Raw genomic sequence first — 20,853 nt, 5'->3', positions numbered from 1 at the left:
TGTATCATCTGAAAACCAACTATGACGCCAAACGCTCGGCGCTGACCTCTTCCTGGGCAACGAAATGGCCAGCAGCCACCTGTACCAGTGGCAGATGTTGAGGCTCATCACCGACCTTGCGGATGGGGCTGAGAATATCTCCCTGCAGCAAAACACGCTCCCGCCGCTGTGCGGGGTCGGACACTGGAACAGCGCTCAAGAGCTTGCGTGTATAAGAGTGCTGAGGCGAATCAAACACCGCCCGGCGCTCGCCTAGCTCGACAACTTGACCAAGGTGCAATACCGCCACGCGATGGCTCATCTTTTCCACTACCGCCATGTCATGACTAATGAACAGATAGGCCAAGCCTTCGTCTTGCTGCAACTCCATGAGCAGGTGAATGATCTGCGCCTGGATGGAAACATCGAGGGCAGATAGCGCCTCATCAGCAATGATCAACTTAGGCTTGGACGCCAGAGCGCGGGCAATACATACCCGCTGGCGCTGGCCGCCTGAAAACTCGTGGGGATAGCGCTCAGCCTGATCAGCGCTCAAACCAACTCGCTCAAGTAACTGGTTAACGCGTTGACGTATTGCTTTAGCACCGTGCAATAAACCGTGCGTACGGATAGGTTCGGCTATCGAAAAGCCCACGGTTTTGCGGGGATCCAAGGAGGCAAACGGGTCCTGAAAAATGTACTGCACTTCTTGGCGCAGGCGCATTTTTTCTGCCCGCGACATATCGGCCACGGCCTTGCCACCAAAGCGTATCGTGCCACTGGTGCTTTCCTGCAACTGCTGAATGGTGCGCCCAATGGTCGACTTGCCGGAACCAGACTCTCCTACCAGCGCCAGCGTCTCGCCAGGAAAAATACTAAAGCTGACATTTTCCACCGCGTGCACACGATGACTGACACCACCAAAGAAGCCTTTACGAATATCGAAACGGGTGACTAAGTTTTCTATCTCCACCACTGGGGCGGCATCGGTTCTAGCCGTATCCTGCTGACGACTTTCCCCCAGGGTGCGCGCAACATTTCCATCCAGCACCACTAGTGGATCCATGCGTGGAAGGGCTTCGCCCCGCATACTGCCAAGTTTAGGAACAGCTGCCAGCAGCGCTTGGGTATAGGGGTGCTGAGGCCGGACGAATATCTCCTCCACCGACGCTTCCTCGACCTTTTCACCATGACGCATGACCACTACCTGGTCGGCCATTTCCGCCACCACCCCCATATCGTGGGTGATGAAGATAACGGCCATCCCTAGCTCCTGCTGTAGGTCGTGCATAATGGTAAGAATCTGCGCCTGGATGGTGACATCCAGCGCGGTGGTGGGCTCATCGGCAACCAGCACTTTTGGTCGGCAGGCCAGCGCCATCGCAATCATCACTCGTTGGCGCATGCCGCCGGAGAGTTGGTGGGGGTAGCGCTTTAACAGCGCCTCAGCATCGGCCAGGCGCACCAGTTCCAACAGTTTTACTGCTTCGACGCGCGCCGCCTCTTGGGTGAGCTTCTCATGCAGTACCAATACTTCGGTAATCTGATCGCCAATGGTGTAAACCGGATTCAGCGACGTCATTGGCTCCTGGAAAATCATGGCAATGTCTTTGCCACGAATCTTGCGCATTGCCTTATCGGAGAGTTGGGTAAGGTCTTGTGGATGGGTGCCATTGGTATCAGAAGAGAAGAGTATCGTGCCGCTGGTAATCTCAGCGTTCATATACTCCACCAAGCGCATAATGGCCAAGGAAGTCACGGATTTACCCGAGCCAGATTCACCAACGATTGCTGTCGTTTTACCGGGATAAACATCAAAGCTCAGATTTTTAACAACCTGATTGGAGCCAAAATTTACGCTCAAGGAACGAACCGATAGCGCTGGTGTAGTGGTCACAAGATATATTGCCCCCTGCCCTTGGATAGCGTTTTTGTAAAACGTTAGTCGAGTAGACATAGCCTTTCAAACTACTCATCTTGTTAAACTTTTGTCAACACATCGTTATTAAGTACCTACTAATTCTCCTACCGTTTGAAAATTCGACTACCGACTAAGACATACACTGCGAGCACAAAAAAAGCCCCTTTGCAGGAGCTTTTAATCGTGTTTAGTGTTGATTGGCGTGGTTACCCCACCCGGTGCTGCTTGAGCACAGTGAGGCTTCTCTCTTCTTCATTTTGCGGTTGGCTGGGTGCTTGACGGGTACCAACCAACACATACCACTCCGCTTCTGAAAGGTAGGTTTGGCACCAACGACCAAGGATAACGGCACTCTCTTCGCGGCTAGAATCGCCGCAACGGTAGTCGTTCGCCAAGTGAAGTAGATCTTGACGGGCAGTACGCGCACGGGCATTGCCACCATGCACTTTTACCAGCGGGCAGCGACGATCATAGGCCGCGTTGGTCAAGGCATTGAGCCAACGTTCCAATTCGTGCGCCTGAATTCCACCATACACTGCCACGCTTGAGCTCCCTGCCCCGTTGAAAGGGGCATAGCCTGCCCCATTTAGGGCACGCTGTCACTGGTTAACCTTTACCCTTGTTTAGATACCCGTTCCAGACTTTTTATCTAACGCCCGTTCAAAACCTTGTAACACATTGACTACATTGACACCGATTGCGTCTACCGCATAGCCCCCTTCCATCAGAAATACACTGGGCAGGCCTGCTTGAGCTAAGCGTTCACCTAGCAGGGTGAAGTCTTCACTGGCAAAGGTGAAGGCGCTTATCGGATCATCCTCAAAGATATCGACCCCCAGCGATACAATCAAACACTCGCACCCGGCAGCTTCAATGTGTGCCAAGGCGTTATCAAGAGTCGCCATCCAAGTGGCGACGCTGGTGCCAGGCGGCAATGGGTAGTTGACGTTAAAGCCCTTACCTTTGCCCTCGCCACACTCATCAGCGTAGCCCAAGTAATACGGAAAGGTTACCTCAGGGTCGCCGTGTAAGGAGATAAATAAAACATCGTCACGGCCGTAGAAAATCTGCTGAGTGCCGTTGCCGTGGTGGAAATCGACGTCAAGAATAGCGACCCGGCGTTTGCCTGAATCCAGAGCGCGCTGGGCGGCCACGGCAGCGTTATTGAAAAAACAGTAGCCGCCAAACTGATCATAAGCAGCATGGTGGCCAGGTGGGCGGCAAAGGGCAAAGCTGGGTTCGCCGGTTAGCAGCGTGTGTTCCACTGCGCCTAATGCTGCATCTTTGCTTGCCATCGCCGCTTCAAAGGTACCTTCTGAAATGGACGTTTCTGCCGCCAGCGCATAATAACCTAGCTGACCGCTAACAGATCGCGGAATGCGATCACCCCGCATGGTTCGGGCGGGCCAAATGTTGGGAATCGCCTCGCCTTCATGACCAGTCGCTTGCCACTCTTTCCAGCAGTTGGCTAAAAAAGTTACGTACTCCTTATCGTGCACCGCCAGCACTGGCGCCAATCCATAGGCGTAGGGCGCACGAATATCGCCAAGCCCGGATTTACGCAGTTGCTTGAGCACTAAATCGAGGCGTTCTGGGCACTCAAATGGAGTCACCAGCGCGCCGTCATGTAGCTCTGTGCGCGCTTGGCGTAAGCGGCTATTCTCTGAGAAAAACGTCAGCATTCCGGTTCCTTCATTGAAGCTCAAAAACGTTAGCGAATAAGGGGGTTGCTAATTATCTTCTAAACGAAAAGGCCACTGTTTGGCCCATAGGCGTTTATGGCTCGGGGTTTGTTGCTTTAACTGGTATTCAGCCCGACTAGCGGCGGCTCGATCTTCAAACGGTTGGGCGCCTAACAGTGCAACGGGTGGATTAGCTCGCGTATAGCGAGCGCCCTTGCCCGTTAGATGAGTTTGGTAACGCTTAGCCACATTGTTGGTAATACCAACGTACGTTCCCCGCTGGCACTCGAGCAGATAAACATACCAGATATTTACAGCTAGCTGGCTAGCGCTCGGCAAGCTCATTACGTGTTCGCCTCGAAATGGGAAATGGAATTGGTTGATAGTGAAGTAATAAATACCTTTAAGGCCTCAATTGACATTGGCTTGGCCAGCCCAAACCCTTGAAATATATCACATTGATAAGTCATTAGACGTAGATGCTGCTCCTCGTTCTCGACGCCTTCCGCCACTACCTTTAGCCCAAGGTGGTGCGCCATGGAAATAATGCCCTGTACAATAGCGGCATCATCACTGCTATGAGTAAGCTCGTGGATAAAGCTACGGTCTATTTTTACCGTGCTGATCGGCAGGAGTTTTAAATAGCTTAAGCTTGAAAAGCCGGTGCCGAAATCATCGATTGATACACTTATCTGCATGCTGCGCAGTGCGTGAAGAGTATCAATCGCCGCTTCGGTGTTATCCATCAAGATTCCTTCGGTTAGCTCTAAGCATAACTGTTCCGGTGCTAACCCAGTGTCTAGCAGCGTTTGTCGCAGCGTGGTTAAAAAACTAGAGCGGTGGAATTGAAGGGGAGACAGGTTAACGGCGACTTGTACGGGACCCAGCCCGTCTAGCGTTAACGCCTGCATATCTGAGCAAGCACGTTGAAGTACCCACTCGCTAATCGGGATAATCTGGCCGGTGGCTTCGGCGAGCGGTATAAAGCGTGCCGGTGAAATCCACCCTTTATCAGGGTGTGGCCAGCGTATCAAAGCCTCAACGCCCGCCAACTGGCCACGCTGGTCGAGCAAGGGCTGATAATGCAGCTCGAAAGCCTCCCGCTCGATGGCTTCTTGCAGGTCATTGCGTAATACCATCCGCTCGCTAACCGAGTCGGTAAAGGCTTGGGTAAACCACTCGTAGGCATTGCGCCCCTGCTGCTTGGCTTTGTACATCGCCATATCTGCCTGCTGAATCAGCGTGTGCGGCTGTAGGGTAGTATCTTGACTGAGCGCAATTCCAATACTTGCAGTGAGGTAAAGCTCTTGTTCGTCGAGGCAGTAAGGCCGCGCCAATGTCGTTAGCATGCACTCCACGCGCTCTACGACCTGTGCTTCTTCTTCGATATCGGCAAGTAACAACACAAACTCATCGCCACCTATCCGCGCGACTATATCGCTTGGCTCAAGGGTCGTTTGCAGGCGTCTGGCTACCTCGATTAATACCCGATCCCCCACGGCATGGCCGAGATTATCGTTTATCGGCTTGAAATCATCTAAGTCAACAAACAGCACCGCTAACCGCTGTTTGCCTTGTTGTAAAAGGGTAAATTGCGCCAACAGCTTTTCTTCAAACAGGGCACGATTGGGTAACCGCGTTAAGTCGTCATGACTTGCGTGATAAGCCAGTCGCGCTTCATACGCTTTATGTTTAGAGATATCGTGCTGAACCCCCACAAAATGGGTAACACGTCCTTCTTGATCACGCACTGGAGAAATATATAAATCGTTCCAAAACGGCGTACCATCTTTACGATAGTTGCACAGGGTCACGTGCACATCACGCTGCTGAGCAAGGTGACGACGAATTTTCGCCACGATTGCAGGGTCGCTATCTCTGCCCTGAAGAAACCGGCAGTTTTGACCGAGAACATCCGCCTGCGTATAGCCCGTCATGGTGGTAAACGCTCTATTTGCATAGAGGATCGGCATATCGGGCAGGTTGGCATCAGCGATCAGTACCCCGTTAACACTGGCTTCAACACTGCGCTCCAAGGTGCGTAATTGCGTTTGCTGCGCACGGCTGACAGTGACATCTTGGGCAATGCAATAGATGCCAGAAACGTTGTTATTGATGCTAATAGGTAAGGCAATCAAGTCTAAAAGATGGGGCTCCCCGTTACGATCAAGAATAGAGAGCTCAAAACGCGTAATTTTTCCCTGAATGGCCGTCTGAAAATGCTGCCTTACACGCTCTTCGTCCTCAGCATTAATAAAATGGGTGAAATGCTGATTTAGAATTTCGCTCTGCGTATAGCCAGTGATGGTAAAGCAACTCGCGTTAGCGGTAACAAAGCGGCCTTCGCCATCAAGTGAAAATACCGCATCAGGATGATAGGTAAAAAGCGAGCGATAACGTTGCTCACTCTCTGCCAGTGAAAGCTGCGCCGCTGTTAACTGTCGGGTACGTGCAATACCCGCTCCCACCAAACCTAAACTAAATGCCAATAACCAGCTGAGCAGCAGCCCTCCCATGGCAACGGTGACAGGCATAAAGCTCATCATATACCAATTATAATGACCTCCTGGGTAGGCATATAAAGTGAAGTTAATACCGCCTGGCAAGCCAGCATGCCGCGATGCCAACGCCATATTCGGCGTTAAAACGGGATCAGCACTAAACCCTGATGGGTGTAGTATGAGCAACGGCTCCGTTCCACGATTAACGCTGACCTGAAAAGGTCCGAGCGCCATTCGCAGTTCATTATTAAGCAACTCTGCTATGTCAAACGACGAGACTAACTGCTGCCCGCTGCTCTGATTAGAAATAGTCAGCAGTACCCGCTGAGGTTGGCTTACATCGGGAATCATCAAGCGCGGTTGGTTAATTGGAGCGTTCAACCAGTTATTTACTCGCGGCTTGGTTATTTGCTGTTGGAGCCACGTTTTCTCATCCGAGGTGCGGGCGGTTGACCACAAGGGCTGCCACTCTTCATTGAGTAGCATTATGGCTTTTAAGCTGGGCATATCGCGCAGATAGTTCTGTGCATCCAGTGCCAACCAGGCCGCATCAACATTACCTCCCGCTGCATTTAATCGCTCGGCCATACGCTGCATCTGATCTAAACGGGCACGTGTTGCCTGCTCAGCATTGAGCTGTACATTATCCAGTAGATACATAGCCTGTTGATGCGTGGCCGCATGCTGTTGCATGCTGAGGAGTAACCACGCCAAGCTGCTGATGGCGACGCCGGCCAACGCAGCAACGGCAGCCCAACGTCCTGGATTAAGGCGTTCTGATTGTCGCCGCCCCCCGATGGCAACTAACGCACTTCCCAGCAGCACGGCGAAAACGACCACTGCCACGGGTGACGATGAAAAAAGCGGACTCTCTGCTTCGACGCCACTCCATAAGCGCGTAATGATGAAGCCTGCAAACAACCATAAAACCAGGCCCGTCACCAGCCACATACAGCGGCGGCGAAAGGTAGCAAATCCGATAAATAAACAGAGCGCTACCGCGAGTAGCATCACAGCGGCTATCGAAGTAATGCGCAGCTGACCGGTTAGCCATGAGCCTTCCTGCCCTCCAGCCCATTGATTGTGCACCAGGGTATATACCAGCATTGCCAACAATAAACATGCGCTGAGACGGCGTAGCCACAACCAATGTTGCAACGCTGCCAACAACCCTATACCTAATAACAAGGTTGCCACGGCAGCATCGGGCACCAGAGTCACCGTGAACAATGAATACTGCGCGCCAATGCCAAATATTAGTCCTGCCAAACCCATAAAAAGTAGCGCGGCAGCAACCAATAAGAGCAGCGTTTCCAACGCCAGATCACGGGTATTAATCGGCATGGGCTACGGAACTCCTACTTAGCACGACACTGATGGCTAACGTTCAAACGCGACACTATCCGACAGCGACTTTAACAGCGTGTACTGGTGGTTAAGATAATCGGCATAGTCGTTAAGCGGACGATAGTCGATTAGGGAGCCATGACTATTCTCAATTTTGTGCGCCAGCTCTGGCTGAGCAAGCGCTTGCTCAAAGGCACTAGCCAGTATCGCTAATCTTTCGGGGGGAGTATTCAACGGTGCAAAAACACCCCTGTCAGTGGTATTCACCAGATCGATACCCTGCTCTTGTAATGTGGGTACTGCTGACAATGCGCTTAACCTAGCGTCACTTGCCACGCCCAACGGCGTGAGTGCATGGGTAGCGAACAACTCACTCGCTGAGGGCAGGTTAAGCATCGCAAAATCGATCTCACGAGCAAGCAATGCGGTCACTTGTGATCCAGTATCTGGGTACTGAATGAGCACTATGTCTTGGGCATCAATACCCGTTTGCTGGAAGAAATGCAGCCAAAAAAAATGGTCAGTGGAGGTGGGAACCACACCAAACGTTAATGGTTCAGACTGCTCTGCGACTAAGACAGGAATATCACTGGCACGTTGAGCAGCGTGGCCAGGATAGGTAGCAGGTATGTTCACTGTTCGTGTGAGTAGTGCGATAGACGCAAAGGCATGATGAGAATAAGCAGACAGCCCCGCCAAGTAAGCAAGGTCGATGGTTTGGTGACTGCCTAGCAGAGTATAGCCATCGGGCATTGCGTCTTTGACAACTTGCGATCCACGCGTCGCACCACTGCCCGCAATATTAACGATATTAATCGAGGTATCTAGATAGGTTTGTGCTTCCGCAGATATGTCACGAAACAGTACATCGGAGGCACCCCCAGGACCAAAGGGTATGACTAGCGTAATGTCGGTGTCGGGAAAGGGACTGTCTGCCAGCGTTGTAAAGCTCCAGAGGCATAGCCATATTCCCATCCACGTTATAAGCGCCATTTTTAAGCGTTTGTTCAAGCCACCCGTTCCCCTGTGATGACCTAACGCTAACCCCTTTTTTGGGCTCATTTTTTTGCCTCATTCTTATTAGTGCTTCGCGCCTACTCTCCACAACATAACTTTAATTTACGCCCGCTGCCACATAAGCACGGGTCATTGCGGCCGGGTTTTAGTCGGGTAAGCGTGGGGGTGCCATTCACATACCACCAGCGCTGCTGCTCGTATACGAAGTGGGATACTTCTTCCAATACATGCCAGCGTTTTCGCCCATGCTCTCGTTCATGGAAAAATGCCCGAAAATGCACACGGCCACTCTCCACCAGCGCTGGCTCGGCGTTCAAAATTACCAATCCCTTCCACTTGGTTTCAGGATCAGGCGCAAGCTCCGCGGGCCGTGTGGTGGGGTGCCAGGTTGCCAGCAGGTAATCGCTGAGGCCCAATGCAAAGGCCGAATAGCGCGAACGCATTAGCGCTTCAGGCGTTGGCGCGATCCCCCCTTGATGATAACGGCCACAGCAGTTATCCAGCATTAATTCGCTACCACAGGGGCAACTTACATTCGTCGTTCGGGTCATAATAGGGCTCACTAGCTACATCCTACCTAGCCTAACCGATACGACCTATGCGCGTCGCCCGATGTGTATCAGTTTTGTTTCGATATTCTCCCTGCGTTAGGTATATAGTGATGGGGCAACATATTCAGACGACGGAGTGCGAATCACGATTGATCATTCTTTCCAAATTTTTTGGAGGTTCTCCTATGAAGGTATTTAAACCGGAATGGCAGTGCACGTTTAGCGTAAACGAAGGCGCGGAAGAATCAGCAACTTGGAAAGAGAAAATCGCGTGGCGGCTCAGGGGAGTTGCGGATCGGTTGGAGGGCGGCGGGCGCACGGTAAAAATCGATTACCGAGTGACGCCAGCCGTTAGCCCACAGGAAGTGGATACTTGCTTAGGCAAGGGCTTCGAAGTAACTCAGCGCCTGTTGACGCAGTTAGCCCAACAGCAGGCGTGCGAAGATGTGATGCGCCATGCCAAAGCTGAGCTGTTTGAACAACATCCTCAGCACTGAAGTGGTATATCAAAAAATCCCACCCTTTACCGGGTGGGATTTTTTTGGGCGGTTAACAATAATATTAAGCGAGCCTTTCGAGCGCGCGCCCCATCTTAGCGAGAAAATCCTCGCACGCGTCTAACTGCTCAATATCGATATACTCATTGGGCTGGTGCGCCTGGGCGATACTGCCGGGGCCAAGAATAATGGTTTGAAGTCCTTGGCCTTGGAACTGCCCCGCTTCTGTAGCGTAAGCCACCGCATGGTTGCAGCATGCAACGGGCAAATGGTCTTTAGCCAAGCGCAGCACTTGGTCGTTATCACGGTCAGCTAGCCCAGGCACCGTTACATTGAGCGGCTCGGTGGTGATGTCAACGTGCTTGCCTTGGGCCTTGAGTTCAACGGTTAGCTGCTCACAAAACGCCTCAAAGCGCGCGTATATCTCATCGAAGGTATCGGTCGGAAGGTGGCGGATTTCCCACTCGAACTGACACTCCCGCGCCATAATATTGATCGCGGTACCGCCTTTGATTTTGCCCACATGCAGGCTGGTATGAGGCACGTTAAAGGCCTCATCGATGCGCCCCTCTTCGACCAACGCCGCCATCGTATCTTCAATGAAGGTGACTAACCTTGCCGCTACGTGGATGGCTGAGGTGCCTTGATTAACCTGGCTGCTATGAGCCTCCTGGCCAATCACCGTGGTGCGCAGGTTGGTAGCGCCTTTCTGCGCCACCACTGGCTGCATGCTTGTGGGTTCGCCGACAATGACATGAGCGGTGGTTGAGTAGTGCTCATAAAAGCGCTTAATCAGGCTTGGCGCACCCACGCAACCGATCTCCTCGTCGTAAGAGAAACCCAGATAAATGGGCTGTTGCAGAGGTGCCTCAACCCACTTGGGTACCATTGCCAATACGCAGGCGATAAAGCCTTTCATATCGCAGGTACCACGCCCGTAAAGGCGTCCATCACCACCATCACGCAGGGTGAACGGATCGCTCGACCAGGGCTGCCCCGCCACCGGCACCACATCGGTATGCCCGGAAAGCATCACCCCACCCGGGGCATCCGGGCCAACCCTTGCGATTAAATTGGCCTTGGTGCCGCAGGGGCTCATCACCCGTTCAGCGCTAATGCCAACCTCAGCCAAATAGCCTTCAATGTACTCAATCAGCGCCAAATTGGATTCGCTGGAGGTAGTGTCAAAGGCGACCAGTTTTTCGAGCAACGTAATGGCATGGGACATGAGGTTCTCTTTCCAAAATAGCTTTTCAAAAACAGCGTGTCGTTAACCCTAACACCCTCCAGACACTTCGCCTACTCCCGGCCATTAGCGGTGAATGTCATCGCGTGTTCACCTCGCCTTCATCAAAACGTCATCGTCACTTTCTACTGTTCAGTGCATCCAAAAATCTTAACAAACGCACTGCACGCCTGGCTGAGCTCAGGCCCATAAGGAGCTGTTATGTCACGTTTTACACTGCACGCGCTTGCCGTTGGGGTGGCGACTGCTAGCCTGAGCCTTTCTGCCCAGGCCGCAACGGAAATTAGCTGGTGGCACGCCATGGGCGGCCAGCTCGGTGAAAACCTTGAGGGCATCACCGAGGATTTTAACCAGTCACAAGACGAGTATAAGGTCACGCCCAGCTATCGCGGCACCTATACCGAAACCATGACTGGTGCGATTGCCGCTTTCCGTGCCAACGAGCAGCCGCATATCCTGCAGGTGTTTGAAGTCGGCACCGGTACCATGATGAACGCCAAAGGCGCCATCTACCCGGTGTATGAACTGATGGAAGAGCACGGTCGCGCTTTCGATAACGACGCTTTCCTGCCCGCCGTTGTCGGTTATTACACCGACACCAACGGCAATATGCTCTCTTTCCCGTTCAACTCCTCTACGCCGATTATGTACTACAACCGCGACGTATTTGAGGAAGCCGGCCTCGACCCTGAACAGCCCCCCGAAACGTGGGAAGAACTGGCCGCTGCCTCCCGCCAAATCGTCGCATCCGGGGCGGCTAGCTGTGGATTTACTTCCTCTTGGCCTAGCTGGGTGATGCTGGAAAACTTCTCTGCCATGCATAACTCGCCGCTCGGCACATTGGAAAACGGCTTTGGCGGCATGGAAACCGAGCTAAATTTCAACAATGAACTGGTCGCCCGCCATTGGGACAACCTACACGACTGGCAGGAAGAGAACGTTTACCGCTGGGCTGGCCCCGGCACCGGGCCGGATTCCGAGCCGATGTTCTACTCCCAGGACTGTGCGATTTTCTTTGGCTCTTCCGCTTCCCGCGCCGATGTAGCGGCCAATGCAGATTTTGAAGTTGGCTTTGGTATGCAGCCCTACTACGCCGATGTAAACGGCGCGCCGCAAAACTCGATTATCGGTGGCGCCACCCTGTGGGCACTACAGGGTCATAGCGACGACGAGTATGCCGCCATCGCAGCCTTCTTTGAGTACCTCTCCCAGCCTGAAGTCCAGGCAGAGTGGCATCAGCAAACGGGCTACCTGCCGATTACCCAAGCCGCCTGGGATTTGAGTAAAGAGCAGGGCTACTACGAAGAGAACCCCGGTGCGGATATCTCTCTGCAGCAGATGACCCTCAACGAGCCGACCGAGAACTCGAAAGGCCTGCGTTTTGGCAACTTCGTACAGATTCGCGACATCATTTCCGAAGAGATGGAAGCCGTGATGACCGGCAATAAGTCCGGCCAAGAGGCAGCAGACGATGCGGTTCAACGTGGCAATGCGCTGCTGCGTGACTTCGAATCCGCTAATCAGTAAATAAGCACTTACTTCGCCGCCTGTCCTCAGGGTCAGGCGGCGCTTTCGTTTAGATGCGAGCTGCCCATGCAAACCAAACGCATGACATTTCCAGGGGGATGGTTGCCTTTCGCGCTGCTGGCGCCCCAGGTGATTGTTACTCTGATCTTTTTTATCTGGCCTGCGGGCCAGGCGCTGTACCAGTCGCTTCTGCGCGAAGACGCTTTTGGTCTACGCTCCACCTTTGTGGGCCTGGATAACTTTGCCCACCTATTTCGCGACGGCAGCTACCTCAATTCGATGTCGGTGACCTTAGTGTTTGCAGTAGGCACCACCCTGCTGTCCATGACGGTCGCTCTTTTATTAGCCAGCACCGTGAATAGGATGATTCGTTCGCGCAGCACTTACACCACGCTGCTGGTATGGCCTTACGCCATTGCACCTGCGATTGCCGGTGTTTTGTGGTGGTTTATCTTCAATCCCTCGATTGGCATCGTGCCTTATATGCTTGAGATGCTGGGCTACCAGTGGAACCACCGCACCTCGGGGAGCAACGCCATGCTGCTGGTGATTTTTGCCGCGGCCTGGAAGCAGATCTCTTACAACTTTCTGTTCTTTTTGGCGGGCCTGCAGTCCATTCCGCAATCGCTTATTGAGGCAGCCTCAATCGATGGCGCCAGCCCTATCAAGCGATTCTGGACGATCATTTTCCCGCTGCTTTCACCCACGACCTTCTTTTTGATGGTGGTTAACGTGGTGTACGCCATGTTCGACACCTTCGGCATTATCCACGCCACTACCCAAGGCGGTCCGGCTCAGTCGACCAATATCTTGGTTTACAAAGTCTATGCAGATGGCTTTGTGGGTCTCAACTTAGGGTCCTCAGCTGCTCAGTCGGTGATTCTAATGGTGATTGTGGTGATGCTCACGGTGATTCAGTTCCGCTTTATTGAGCGGCGCGTTAACTATTAACGGACGTGCTATTAACCCGGCCTTATTGGAGTGTTGTCATGGTTGAAAACCGCCCATGGGCCAATTTTTTTGCCCACACCGTGTTAATCATTGGCGTCGCGCTGGTGGTCTTTCCGGTTTATATCGCCGTAGTAGCCTCGACCCAGGCACCGGGTGAGTTAATGCGCGGCACCATACCGCTGCTACCCGGCAGCCATGGGGTCGAAAATTATACTCAGATGTGGCAATCAGGCATATCGACTGCAAACTCACCTTCTGCGGCGCTAATGCTCTGGAACAGCTTTGTGATGGCCATGGCCATCACTGTGGGAAAGCTCTCTATTTCGCTGCTCTCCGCCTTTGCGATTGTCTACTTCCGCTTCCGTTTTAGGATGTTCTTTTTTTGGCTGATTTTCGTCACCCTGATGCTGCCAGTTGAGGTGCGCATTATCCCCACCTTTCAGGTCGTCGCGGATCTTAATATGCTCAATAGCTTTGCCGGACTGTCAATTCCACTGATCGCTTCGGCTACCGCGACATTTTTATTCCGTCAGTTCTTCATGACCATCCCCGAAGAGATGCTCGAAGCCGCCCGGGTGGACGGCGCCGGGCCCTTCAAGTTCTTTAAAGACATCTTGATGCCACTCTCCGTGACCAACATCGCAGCGCTGTTTGTGATCATGTTTATTTATGGCTGGAACCAGTATCTCTGGCCGTTACTGATCACCACCGACCCCGACTACACCACCATTGTGATGGGCATTCAGCGCATGACCTCGGAAGAGAACCCACAATGGCATTTGGTGATGGCCGCGGTGGTGATGGCAGCGCTGCCGCCAGTATTAGTGATTCTGTTTATGCAACGCCTGTTTGTGAAAGGCCTGACCGAGACGGAGAAATAAGCATGGCCAGCATTACCTTGGAAAGGCTAAAGAAAACCTACCCAGGCAACGTAAACGCGGTGAAAGGCATCGACCTACACATTGAGGACGGCGAATTCGTAGTGTTGGTAGGGCCTTCAGGCTGCGGCAAATCTACTCTGCTACGCATGGTAGCGGGGCTGGAAACCATCACGGAAGGCACGCTCACAATCGGCGACCGGGTGGTGAATAAGCTCGAACCCGCCGAGCGTGATATCGCCATGGTGTTTCAGAACTATGCGCTCTACCCGCATATGACGGTGTACAACAATCTCGCCTATGGCCTTAAAAACCGCGGCTTTAAAAAAGACGAGATTGAAAAACGCGTGCGCGTTGCCGCCAAAATGCTCGAGATCGAAGATTTTCTGGAGCGCAAACCGCGCAAGCTCTCCGGCGGCCAGCGCCAGCGGGTAGCCATGGGCCGCGCCTTGGTGCGCGAACCGGCGGCGTTTCTATTCGACGAGCCGCTCTCGAACCTGGATGCCAAGCTGCGCGTGCAGATGCGCGTGGAGATCAAACAGCTACAGCGGCGCCTGAAAACCACCAGCCTCTACGTGACCCACGACCAGTTGGAAGCCATGACCCTGGGCGACCGCTTAGTGGTACTGAACGCCGGCCAGATTGAGCAAGTAGGCACGCCCATGGAAATCTATTCCCGCCCCGCGACCATGTTTGTGGCAGGGTTTATCGGCTCCCCCGCCATGAACATGCTGCCGGTGGATTACCTAAAAGCCCAAGGTGCCAACGGGCTGCTGGATCACCTGCCCGAAGGCACTGATATCGTCGGCATTCGCCCGGACGATATGCACCTAGCGCCGCCGACTGCGCCTTGCCTAACGGTCGACTCAACGCTGGCGCTGTTTGAAGCTGCCGGTGCCGAAAGCCACCTGTACGTTACCCTCGCCGATAGCGACCAGCCCACGGTGATTCGCGTGTCAGGCCAGCCCCCAGTCGCCGAAGGCGAGACCTTGCGATTCTATTTGACCCGCGAAGCGCTGCATCCTTTCAACAGCGCCACCGGTAAACGCACGGGAGCGTAAAAGCAGCTAACGAAAAAAGTAAGTCAACAGAGACATCATGCGCTACGTTTGAAATAACGAGTATCACTCGTTATTGATCAGCTTACCCTTTATCCGAGTAGCGTTCGGGCGTTCCTTCAATGAGAACTGAAGTTTCATGCCTTGACTCCCTCTACCGTCATCACTCCCGGCGTGTTCAAGCGACCCTGATTCGCCTGCTGGGAGATTTCGAACTGGCCGAAGAGGCCATGCAGGATGCGTTTGTCGCGGCTGTTCACCAGTGGCCTATTCACGGTGAACCCGATAATCCTCCGGCATGGCTTATCCGAACCGGTTATCACTGCGGGATAAATCAAATTCGTCAGCGCAGTACCGCACGCCGCAGAGCCCACCTGCTGTTACCTGATGAATGGGCGCTGGATCTTGAGCCCGCCACTATTGAAGATGACGCGTTGCGGCTACTGTTCACCTGCTGTCATCCAAGCCTCAGCATGGAAGCTAGGATTGCCCTTACCCTACGTGAAATGTGCGGTTTGACCACCGAACAGGCGGCCAGCGCGCTGTTGATGAAACCTACCACGCTGGCTCAGCGTATTGTGCGTGCCAAGCGCAAGATTCGCGATGCGCATATCCCCTATATTGTGCCTACTCAGGAAGAGCTGCACGAGCGCCTACCCGATGTGCTCCAGGTTATCTATTTGGTTTTCAATGAAGGCTACTCACGCAGCGCGGGCACCAGCGTGGTGGACATCAGTTTGACCCGCGAAGCCATGCGACTAGGTAATGCGCTGGCAGGGCTGCTACCACACGGCGAAGTGTTTGGGCTGATGGCCTTGATGCTGCTCAACGATGCCCGTCGCGATGCCCGTCAAAATAGCGCCGGTGAGCTGGTCACCCTTGATGCTCAGGATAGACGGCTCTGGCACCAACGTGACATCCACGCTGGCATTAAGTGGCTTGAACAGGCATTGGCACTCACCCCAGTCGGCTACTATACGCTTCAGGCTTCGATTGCCGCCGAACACGCCCAGGCTAGCATCGCTGAACGCACTGACTGGGGGCGCATCGTGAGGCTCTATGACGCCCTATGCCGACGCTTTCCTTCGCCTATTCTGGCATTGAACCGTGCGGTGGCCATTGCCATGAACGGCGCTCCTGCTACCGGCCTGCAGTTACTCGACGACATCGCTCATCATCCGCAAATATCCCGCTATCATCTGTTTCATGCTGCGAAAGCGGATTTGCTGCGTCGACAGGGCGAGCGTGCCGCAGCGCGTAGTGCCTATCAACAGGCACTGCTATTAGCCAACCTGGAACCGGAAAAACGCTTCCTGCTTAAGCGGCTGAGCGAATTAGAGCAAACCCCATAAAAAGAAACACGGCGATGTCGATTTAAAGCAACGCCAAACGACTAGAGAGCAACCACCCTTAACGTCAAGGAGGCTCTCAATGAACGTTCCAAACAAAGATGCCCGTGTACCGGATGCCATGAACGTGCATGTTGCCTTTCCCGGCACCTGCCGCGAAGCCATGCAATTCTATGCTGATGTTACCGGCGGGCAGCTGGAGTGCCTGTTGACCTACGCTGACACACCAGCCGCCGAACACACATCGCCCGCGCTCCATGACCGCATTATTCACGCCTCGCTTAACCTGCGTGGGCGACGCTTAATGGGGGCCGACATGGAGGCTGACACCTACACCCCACCTCAAGGGGTAGAAATTCAGCTGGAATATCAGGATATCGAGCAAGCTGCGCGAACCTTTGCACGATTAGCGGAGGGTGGAAAGATCGTGATGCCGTTCGAGGCAACCTTCTGGACATCAGGGTTCGGCATGGCGGTAGATCGCTTTGGTGTCAGTTGGATGGTTAACGTCTCGTCAAACAACTGCCCATTAGCCGCTGAAGGAGGCGCCCCATGAAGTACGTTGCCCTGGTGTATTACCAAGAGCAAATTATCAACGCCATGAGCGAGCAGGCCTGGCAAGACCTCAATCAGGAGTGCATTGCTGGCGTCGAACGCTTAAGCGCCAGCGGGAACTACCTGGCAGGACAGGCGTTACAGCCGGTGGAAACCGCCACCACCGTGAGAGTACGCGATGGCGAAACGTTGATATCCGATGGCCCTTTCGCGGAAACCAAAGAGCAGTTGGCCGGCTTCTACCTGCTCGAAGCCCATGATTTAAACGAGGCGCTGCAATTAGCTACCCGCATCCCACCCGCCCGGCTGGGCAGCATTGAAGTTCGCCCCGTTCGAGAACTTCCCCCTAAAGCAGAATAAAATAGTCATAGGAGAACAGCCATGAGCAAGCTTACACACCCTTATGTAGATGGTTTCGTCGCTGCCGTGCCCAGTGCTAATAAAGATGCGTTTATTGAGCATGCCCGTGCCGCGGCTGTTGTTTTCAAAGAGCAAGGTGCACTGCGGGTCGTGGAGTGTTGGGGAGACGATGTGCCTGAAGGGGAAGTGACCTCCTTCACCATGGCGGTCAAGCGCAAGGATGACGAAAGCATCATCTTTTCCTGGATAGAGTGGCCATCCCGCGCCGTGCGCGATGAGGCCATGCCCAAAGTCATGCAAGACCCACGCTTGCAGATGGACGTTAACCCGATGCCCTTTGATGGCAAGCGGCTCATCTTTGGCGGCTTTGAAAGCATCATTGATGAGTAGCTGCACATCAAAACGCTAAACAAACGTTACCGGTGGCCCAGTGCGCTCTCTCAATGCTGCTGGGCCACATCAGTAATCCGCCCTTCCACCTGATAGAACACCTCTTTACGTTCCACCATATAGTCGCGCAGCATCTCCCAGTCCGTATTGCCGACGATGGTGTTGCGACCATCTTTGTAGGCAGCGCCAAGTACCGTATGACCGTCGCCGCCAGCCGCGGTAAAGTTATTGGTGGCGATGGTGTAAGTACGCTCTGGATCAATCGCCTGCATTGCACCTTCCTGGGCAACGCTTAGGCTAACCACCCGCTCGCCCGACGGCTCACTGCTGTCGTATAGCAACTCAACACCGGCTGACACCTGCAGAAAACCGCCGTCTTCACCGGGGGTATTGGCCAGGGCGATCTCGAAGGTTTCCAGCAGCTCGGCACCGGTGACATCAAGCAGCGTCAGGCGATTGCCAAATGGCTGCACGACGATCAACTCCCCCACAGACACATCACCACTCTCAATCGCTTCACGGATACCGCCGCTATTCTGGACCGCCATTACCGTGTCGGGTGCCACCTGCTGGGCAGCATGAAGCTGGGCATCGGCGATTAAATTGCCCAGCGCCGTTTCATTGGCACGCACGCTCCGCTCATCGCCACTTCCGTGGCGCGGGTTGGGTAGCGTGGAGATGACCTTGGCACCGACCTGGGTATCCCGCAGCGTCTCAATCTCAGCGGTATAAGGTTCAAGCCGTTTGGCGGCATCAGCGTCCGCTTCGCGGTCATCGACAGCGAGCAGCTCACCACTTGCATCCACCACCACGCCGTTCTCGTCAAAGGTGACCTGCATAACGCCCAGGTGCTGGCCATACTCGCCGGTCTGGCCAATCACCGTCGGTGATGAAAGCTTCTCACCAGAACGGCTCTCGCTCAGCAGCCTGGGGGGCGACACTTGGGTGTGGCTGTGGCCGCCAATAATAATGTCGATGCCTTCGACATACTCTGCCAACAGCAGGTCATTACCTACGCTGGGGTCACTGTCGTAGCCCAGATGGGTAAGGGCAATAATCTTGTTAACGCCCTGCTCTTCAAAGCTTGTCACCATGGCTTCAGCCGCTTGACGATAATCGCTAATGGTGACGTGGCCAAGGCTGGAAATCGTCTCACTGTCCTGAGTGCTCAACCCAAAGATGCCGATTGGCTCGCCGTTATGCTCAACGATCATGCCATCATAAAGCGTCCCCGCCTGCGGCTCAGCGCTGACTGAATCGCCCAGCATGCCAGCAAACTCGGACCCTGCGGAGAAGTTCAGATTCGCCCCTAAAATAGGAAACTCGGCGCCTGCGAAAAACGCCGCCAGCGCTTGATGCCCCTCTTCCGCATCACCCAAGTCGAACTCATGGTTGCCGGGCACAAAGGCGTTGTAGCCCATCAAATTCATAAACTCCAACGCATCCTGGCCTTGAAATTCCGTGAAGTAGAGCGTGCCCGAGAAGATGTCACCGGCATCCAGCAGCAACCCTTCGCCAAAGCGCTCCTGCGCCTCGTTCAGCGTGGTAATTAGATAGGGGTACTGATCAATACGCCCGTGAAGATCGTTGGTGTGAAATAACGTTAGGGTGTAGTTATCAGCAAAGGCGGTAGGAACGGTGGCAAATAGCGCTGTCCCTAGCGCCAAGCCATAGTGGTGAAAGCGCATTTAAATGACTCCTTTCATAACAGTGTCCAGACACCTTAGCAGTAAAGATAGCCTGCCAGCGACATTTCGTCTCCATGGCAAAATTATGAACTTTACCCCCCAGCGCTCAATTTATATTTAGACAAATAACTCACTAAGAAAGAGCATCTCTTTGAAGACAGGCAAGTAAATCATAAAATATAAAAACGCTAAAAACCGGTGTGGAATTATCCACACCGGTAAAGATCGAAACATGCGAGCTAACTAAAAGCTAAAGAACTTAAGCAACAAACTGCTTACATCACTCTATCAATTAGAAGTGATAGCGGGCGCCTAATGCGTAGTACATATCTTCTTCGAAGTCATTAACGGCATCCAGGTTGCGGTCGTTCAGTTCGAGGAACATATCGAAATTGCTAGACAGCTTGTACATTGACCCTAGCGCCCAAGCGTTACGCTCATCACTAGCGCCATCTACGTCGATGTTGTAGTAATCGGCGAAGAACTTCCAGGAATCGATAGCCAAAGTAGCACCAACGCCGATTTTGTCGAAACCACCACCGTTAACATCGTCATCCCCACGGGTTTCATAACCTACACGAGCAGAAAAAGCATCCGTGATGGCAAATTCGCCCGTAGTGCCATAACGCACTTCACCGTTACCGCCACCACGTACCGTATCTTCCACATAACCAAGCGCTAAACGTGCTGGGCCTGTTTCGTAAACAACACCGCCCTGAGTGGCAATAACGGACCCTTCGTCACTCTGCTGGGCAGGAGTCAAACCACGCTCAGAAAAGTGCTTGGCAGAAATAACCGCCTGAAAACCACTGAGTTCAGGTGTTTTATAGCCAATCGAGTCGCCGCGTGCCTGTAGGCCGCCACCCGCAAACTCGTAGCCGCGCTCCACGTAAACATCGAACGGTGTCATCACGTTTTTGTCGTAGAAGCTATCGTAGTTACCGGCCATGAAGGTACCAAACTGCTGGCTTTCCAGCCCCAGGTAGCTGTTGCGCACTTCATCGAAACCAGAATCCTGGTTGCGCTCATCACCGGTAAAACGCCACTCGACACGCGCAAATGCACGTAGATCATTGGAGATTTGATGACCGGCGGTAATCCGCAGACGGGAGCCGAAATTACGGAACTCTTCACCGTTATCAACACCATCATCAACACCGCCGCCTTCAAACCCCATGGCAATACGGCCGTAGATTTCGAGATCGGTACCGTCTTGGTCATAAACGGTTGCTGCTTGTGCTGCAGAGGCTGCCAATAGACCGCTAACGGCCAGGGCCAGTGTCGTTTTTTTAAACATGATTGTTCCCATTGAAGTAGTTAATGCTTGCGCTTTGCGAAGGCGCAGTGAAGGACGAG

At 53.5% G+C, this 20,853-nt stretch carries 19 protein-coding genes; 9 read left to right on the top strand and 10 right to left on the bottom strand.

Annotated features, from left to right (window positions below; all coding sequences use genetic code 11):
- Positions 1-19: 19 nt before the first annotated feature.
- The 7 genes from AC5TBW_RS01180 to AC5TBW_RS01150 form a co-directional block, all read right to left on the bottom strand.
- On the bottom strand, positions 20-1,936 hold the full coding sequence (locus AC5TBW_RS01180; protein ID WP_495510341.1) for an ABC transporter ATP-binding protein: 1,917 nt from the start codon (positions 1,934-1,936) through the stop codon (positions 20-22).
- 170 nt (positions 1,937-2,106) lie between these two features.
- Positions 2,107-2,442, bottom strand: a complete 336-nt coding sequence (locus AC5TBW_RS01175) for a hypothetical protein (protein WP_495510340.1) — start codon at positions 2,440-2,442, stop codon at positions 2,107-2,109.
- Positions 2,443-2,523: 81 nt separating this feature from the next.
- Positions 2,524-3,582, bottom strand: coding sequence for a histone deacetylase family protein (locus tag AC5TBW_RS01170; RefSeq protein ID WP_495510339.1), 1,059 nt, complete (start codon positions 3,580-3,582; stop codon positions 2,524-2,526).
- Positions 3,583-3,630: 48 nt separating this feature from the next.
- Complete coding sequence (locus tag AC5TBW_RS01165; protein WP_495510338.1) at positions 3,631-3,927, bottom strand: GIY-YIG nuclease family protein; 297 nt, start codon at positions 3,925-3,927, stop codon at positions 3,631-3,633.
- On the bottom strand, positions 3,927-7,427 hold the full coding sequence (locus AC5TBW_RS01160; protein ID WP_495510337.1) for a sensor domain-containing protein: 3,501 nt from the start codon (positions 7,425-7,427) through the stop codon (positions 3,927-3,929). Before AC5TBW_RS01160 ends, AC5TBW_RS01165 begins: the two co-directional genes overlap by 1 nt.
- Before the next feature lie 36 nt (positions 7,428-7,463).
- Complete coding sequence (locus tag AC5TBW_RS01155; protein ID WP_495510336.1) at positions 7,464-8,492, bottom strand: tripartite tricarboxylate transporter substrate binding protein; 1,029 nt, start codon at positions 8,490-8,492, stop codon at positions 7,464-7,466.
- Positions 8,493-8,524: 32 nt separating this feature from the next.
- On the bottom strand, positions 8,525-8,998 hold the full coding sequence (locus tag AC5TBW_RS01150) for a YchJ family protein (RefSeq protein ID WP_495510335.1): 474 nt from the start codon (positions 8,996-8,998) through the stop codon (positions 8,525-8,527).
- Positions 8,999-9,183: 185 nt separating this feature from the next.
- On the opposite strand from AC5TBW_RS01150, the gene AC5TBW_RS01145 reads away from it, so the two are divergent.
- Complete coding sequence (locus tag AC5TBW_RS01145; RefSeq protein WP_008957053.1) at positions 9,184-9,495, top strand: hypothetical protein; 312 nt, start codon at positions 9,184-9,186, stop codon at positions 9,493-9,495.
- A gap of 64 nt (positions 9,496-9,559) precedes the next feature.
- Here AC5TBW_RS01145 and argE read toward each other — a convergent pair whose 3' ends face one another.
- A complete protein-coding gene (gene argE / locus AC5TBW_RS01140) occupies positions 9,560-10,723 on the bottom strand; it encodes an acetylornithine deacetylase (protein WP_495510334.1) in 1,164 nt (387 codons plus the stop codon).
- 219 nt (positions 10,724-10,942) lie between these two features.
- On the opposite strand from argE, the gene ugpB reads away from it, so the two are divergent.
- The 8 genes from ugpB (at position 10,943) to AC5TBW_RS01100 (ending at position 17,809) form a co-directional block, all read left to right on the top strand.
- Positions 10,943-12,268, top strand: coding sequence for a sn-glycerol-3-phosphate ABC transporter substrate-binding protein UgpB (gene ugpB / locus AC5TBW_RS01135; RefSeq protein ID WP_495510333.1), 1,326 nt, complete (start codon positions 10,943-10,945; stop codon positions 12,266-12,268).
- A gap of 66 nt (positions 12,269-12,334) precedes the next feature.
- Positions 12,335-13,219 carry a sn-glycerol-3-phosphate ABC transporter permease UgpA gene (ugpA, locus tag AC5TBW_RS01130; RefSeq protein WP_495510332.1) on the top strand — a complete coding sequence of 295 codons (885 nt, stop codon included), beginning with the start codon at positions 12,335-12,337 and terminating at the stop codon, positions 13,217-13,219.
- A 38-nt stretch (positions 13,220-13,257) separates the two neighbouring features.
- Positions 13,258-14,100, top strand: coding sequence for a sn-glycerol-3-phosphate ABC transporter permease UgpE (ugpE, locus tag AC5TBW_RS01125; protein WP_491383789.1), 843 nt, complete (start codon positions 13,258-13,260; stop codon positions 14,098-14,100).
- A 2-nt stretch (positions 14,101-14,102) separates the two neighbouring features.
- On the top strand, positions 14,103-15,158 hold the full coding sequence (locus tag AC5TBW_RS01120; RefSeq protein WP_495510331.1) for a sn-glycerol-3-phosphate import ATP-binding protein UgpC: 1,056 nt from the start codon (positions 14,103-14,105) through the stop codon (positions 15,156-15,158).
- Positions 15,159-15,277: 119 nt separating this feature from the next.
- Positions 15,278-16,507 (top strand): RNA polymerase sigma factor, encoded by a 1,230-nt coding sequence (locus AC5TBW_RS01115; RefSeq protein WP_495510330.1) that lies wholly within the window; start codon positions 15,278-15,280, stop codon positions 16,505-16,507.
- Between the two features lie 79 nt (positions 16,508-16,586).
- On the top strand, positions 16,587-17,060 hold the full coding sequence (locus tag AC5TBW_RS01110; RefSeq protein ID WP_495510329.1) for a VOC family protein: 474 nt from the start codon (positions 16,587-16,589) through the stop codon (positions 17,058-17,060).
- The gene (locus AC5TBW_RS01105) at positions 17,057-17,419 is read left to right on the top strand and encodes a YciI family protein (protein WP_495510328.1); all 363 of its coding nucleotides are present in this window, start codon (positions 17,057-17,059) and stop codon (positions 17,417-17,419) included. The genes AC5TBW_RS01110 and AC5TBW_RS01105 overlap by 4 nt, the downstream gene beginning before the upstream one ends.
- 21 nt (positions 17,420-17,440) lie before the next feature.
- On the top strand, positions 17,441-17,809 hold the full coding sequence (locus AC5TBW_RS01100) for a DUF1428 domain-containing protein (RefSeq protein ID WP_495510327.1): 369 nt from the start codon (positions 17,441-17,443) through the stop codon (positions 17,807-17,809).
- Between the two features lie 50 nt (positions 17,810-17,859).
- On the opposite strand, the gene AC5TBW_RS01095 is transcribed toward AC5TBW_RS01100, so the two are convergent.
- Entirely contained in the window at positions 17,860-19,497 is a 1,638-nt protein-coding gene (locus AC5TBW_RS01095; protein WP_495510326.1) for a bifunctional metallophosphatase/5'-nucleotidase, read from the bottom strand.
- A 292-nt stretch (positions 19,498-19,789) separates the two neighbouring features.
- Positions 19,790-20,794 (bottom strand): porin, encoded by a 1,005-nt coding sequence (locus AC5TBW_RS01090; RefSeq protein ID WP_495510325.1) that lies wholly within the window; start codon positions 20,792-20,794, stop codon positions 19,790-19,792.
- Positions 20,795-20,853: the final 59 nt, after the last annotated feature.

The sequence above is a fragment of the Vreelandella sp. ssv genome (genome assembly GCF_059448525.1).
This window is presented reverse-complemented; position numbering and strand designations above follow the sequence as displayed.

Bases quoted from the DNA above. Each gene is read 5' to 3' on its own strand.
- AC5TBW_RS01180 (WP_495510341.1), bottom strand. From the start codon at position 1,936: ATGTCTACTCGACTAACGTTTTACAAAAACGCTATCCAAGGGCAGGGG.
- AC5TBW_RS01170 (WP_495510339.1), bottom strand. From the start codon at position 3,582: ATGCTGACGTTTTTCTCAGAGAATAGCCGCTTACGCCAAGCGCGCACA.
- AC5TBW_RS01165 (WP_495510338.1), bottom strand. From the start codon at position 3,927: ATGAGCTTGCCGAGCGCTAGCCAGCTAGCTGTAAATATCTGGTATGTT.
- AC5TBW_RS01160 (WP_495510337.1), bottom strand. From the start codon at position 7,427: ATGCCGATTAATACCCGTGATCTGGCGTTGGAAACGCTGCTCTTATTG.
- AC5TBW_RS01155 (WP_495510336.1), bottom strand. From the start codon at position 8,492: ATGAGCCCAAAAAAGGGGTTAGCGTTAGGTCATCACAGGGGAACGGGT.
- AC5TBW_RS01150 (WP_495510335.1), bottom strand. From the start codon at position 8,998: ATGACCCGAACGACGAATGTAAGTTGCCCCTGTGGTAGCGAATTAATG.
- AC5TBW_RS01145 (WP_008957053.1), top strand. From the start codon at position 9,184: ATGAAGGTATTTAAACCGGAATGGCAGTGCACGTTTAGCGTAAACGAA.
- argE (WP_495510334.1), bottom strand. From the start codon at position 10,723: ATGTCCCATGCCATTACGTTGCTCGAAAAACTGGTCGCCTTTGACACT.
- ugpB (WP_495510333.1), top strand. From the start codon at position 10,943: ATGTCACGTTTTACACTGCACGCGCTTGCCGTTGGGGTGGCGACTGCT.
- ugpA (WP_495510332.1), top strand. From the start codon at position 12,335: ATGCAAACCAAACGCATGACATTTCCAGGGGGATGGTTGCCTTTCGCG.
- ugpE (WP_491383789.1), top strand. From the start codon at position 13,258: ATGGTTGAAAACCGCCCATGGGCCAATTTTTTTGCCCACACCGTGTTA.
- AC5TBW_RS01120 (WP_495510331.1), top strand. From the start codon at position 14,103: ATGGCCAGCATTACCTTGGAAAGGCTAAAGAAAACCTACCCAGGCAAC.
- AC5TBW_RS01115 (WP_495510330.1), top strand. From the start codon at position 15,278: ATGAGAACTGAAGTTTCATGCCTTGACTCCCTCTACCGTCATCACTCC.
- AC5TBW_RS01110 (WP_495510329.1), top strand. From the start codon at position 16,587: ATGAACGTTCCAAACAAAGATGCCCGTGTACCGGATGCCATGAACGTG.
- AC5TBW_RS01105 (WP_495510328.1), top strand. From the start codon at position 17,057: ATGAAGTACGTTGCCCTGGTGTATTACCAAGAGCAAATTATCAACGCC.
- AC5TBW_RS01100 (WP_495510327.1), top strand. From the start codon at position 17,441: ATGAGCAAGCTTACACACCCTTATGTAGATGGTTTCGTCGCTGCCGTG.
- AC5TBW_RS01095 (WP_495510326.1), bottom strand. From the start codon at position 19,497: ATGCGCTTTCACCACTATGGCTTGGCGCTAGGGACAGCGCTATTTGCC.
- AC5TBW_RS01090 (WP_495510325.1), bottom strand. From the start codon at position 20,794: ATGTTTAAAAAAACGACACTGGCCCTGGCCGTTAGCGGTCTATTGGCA.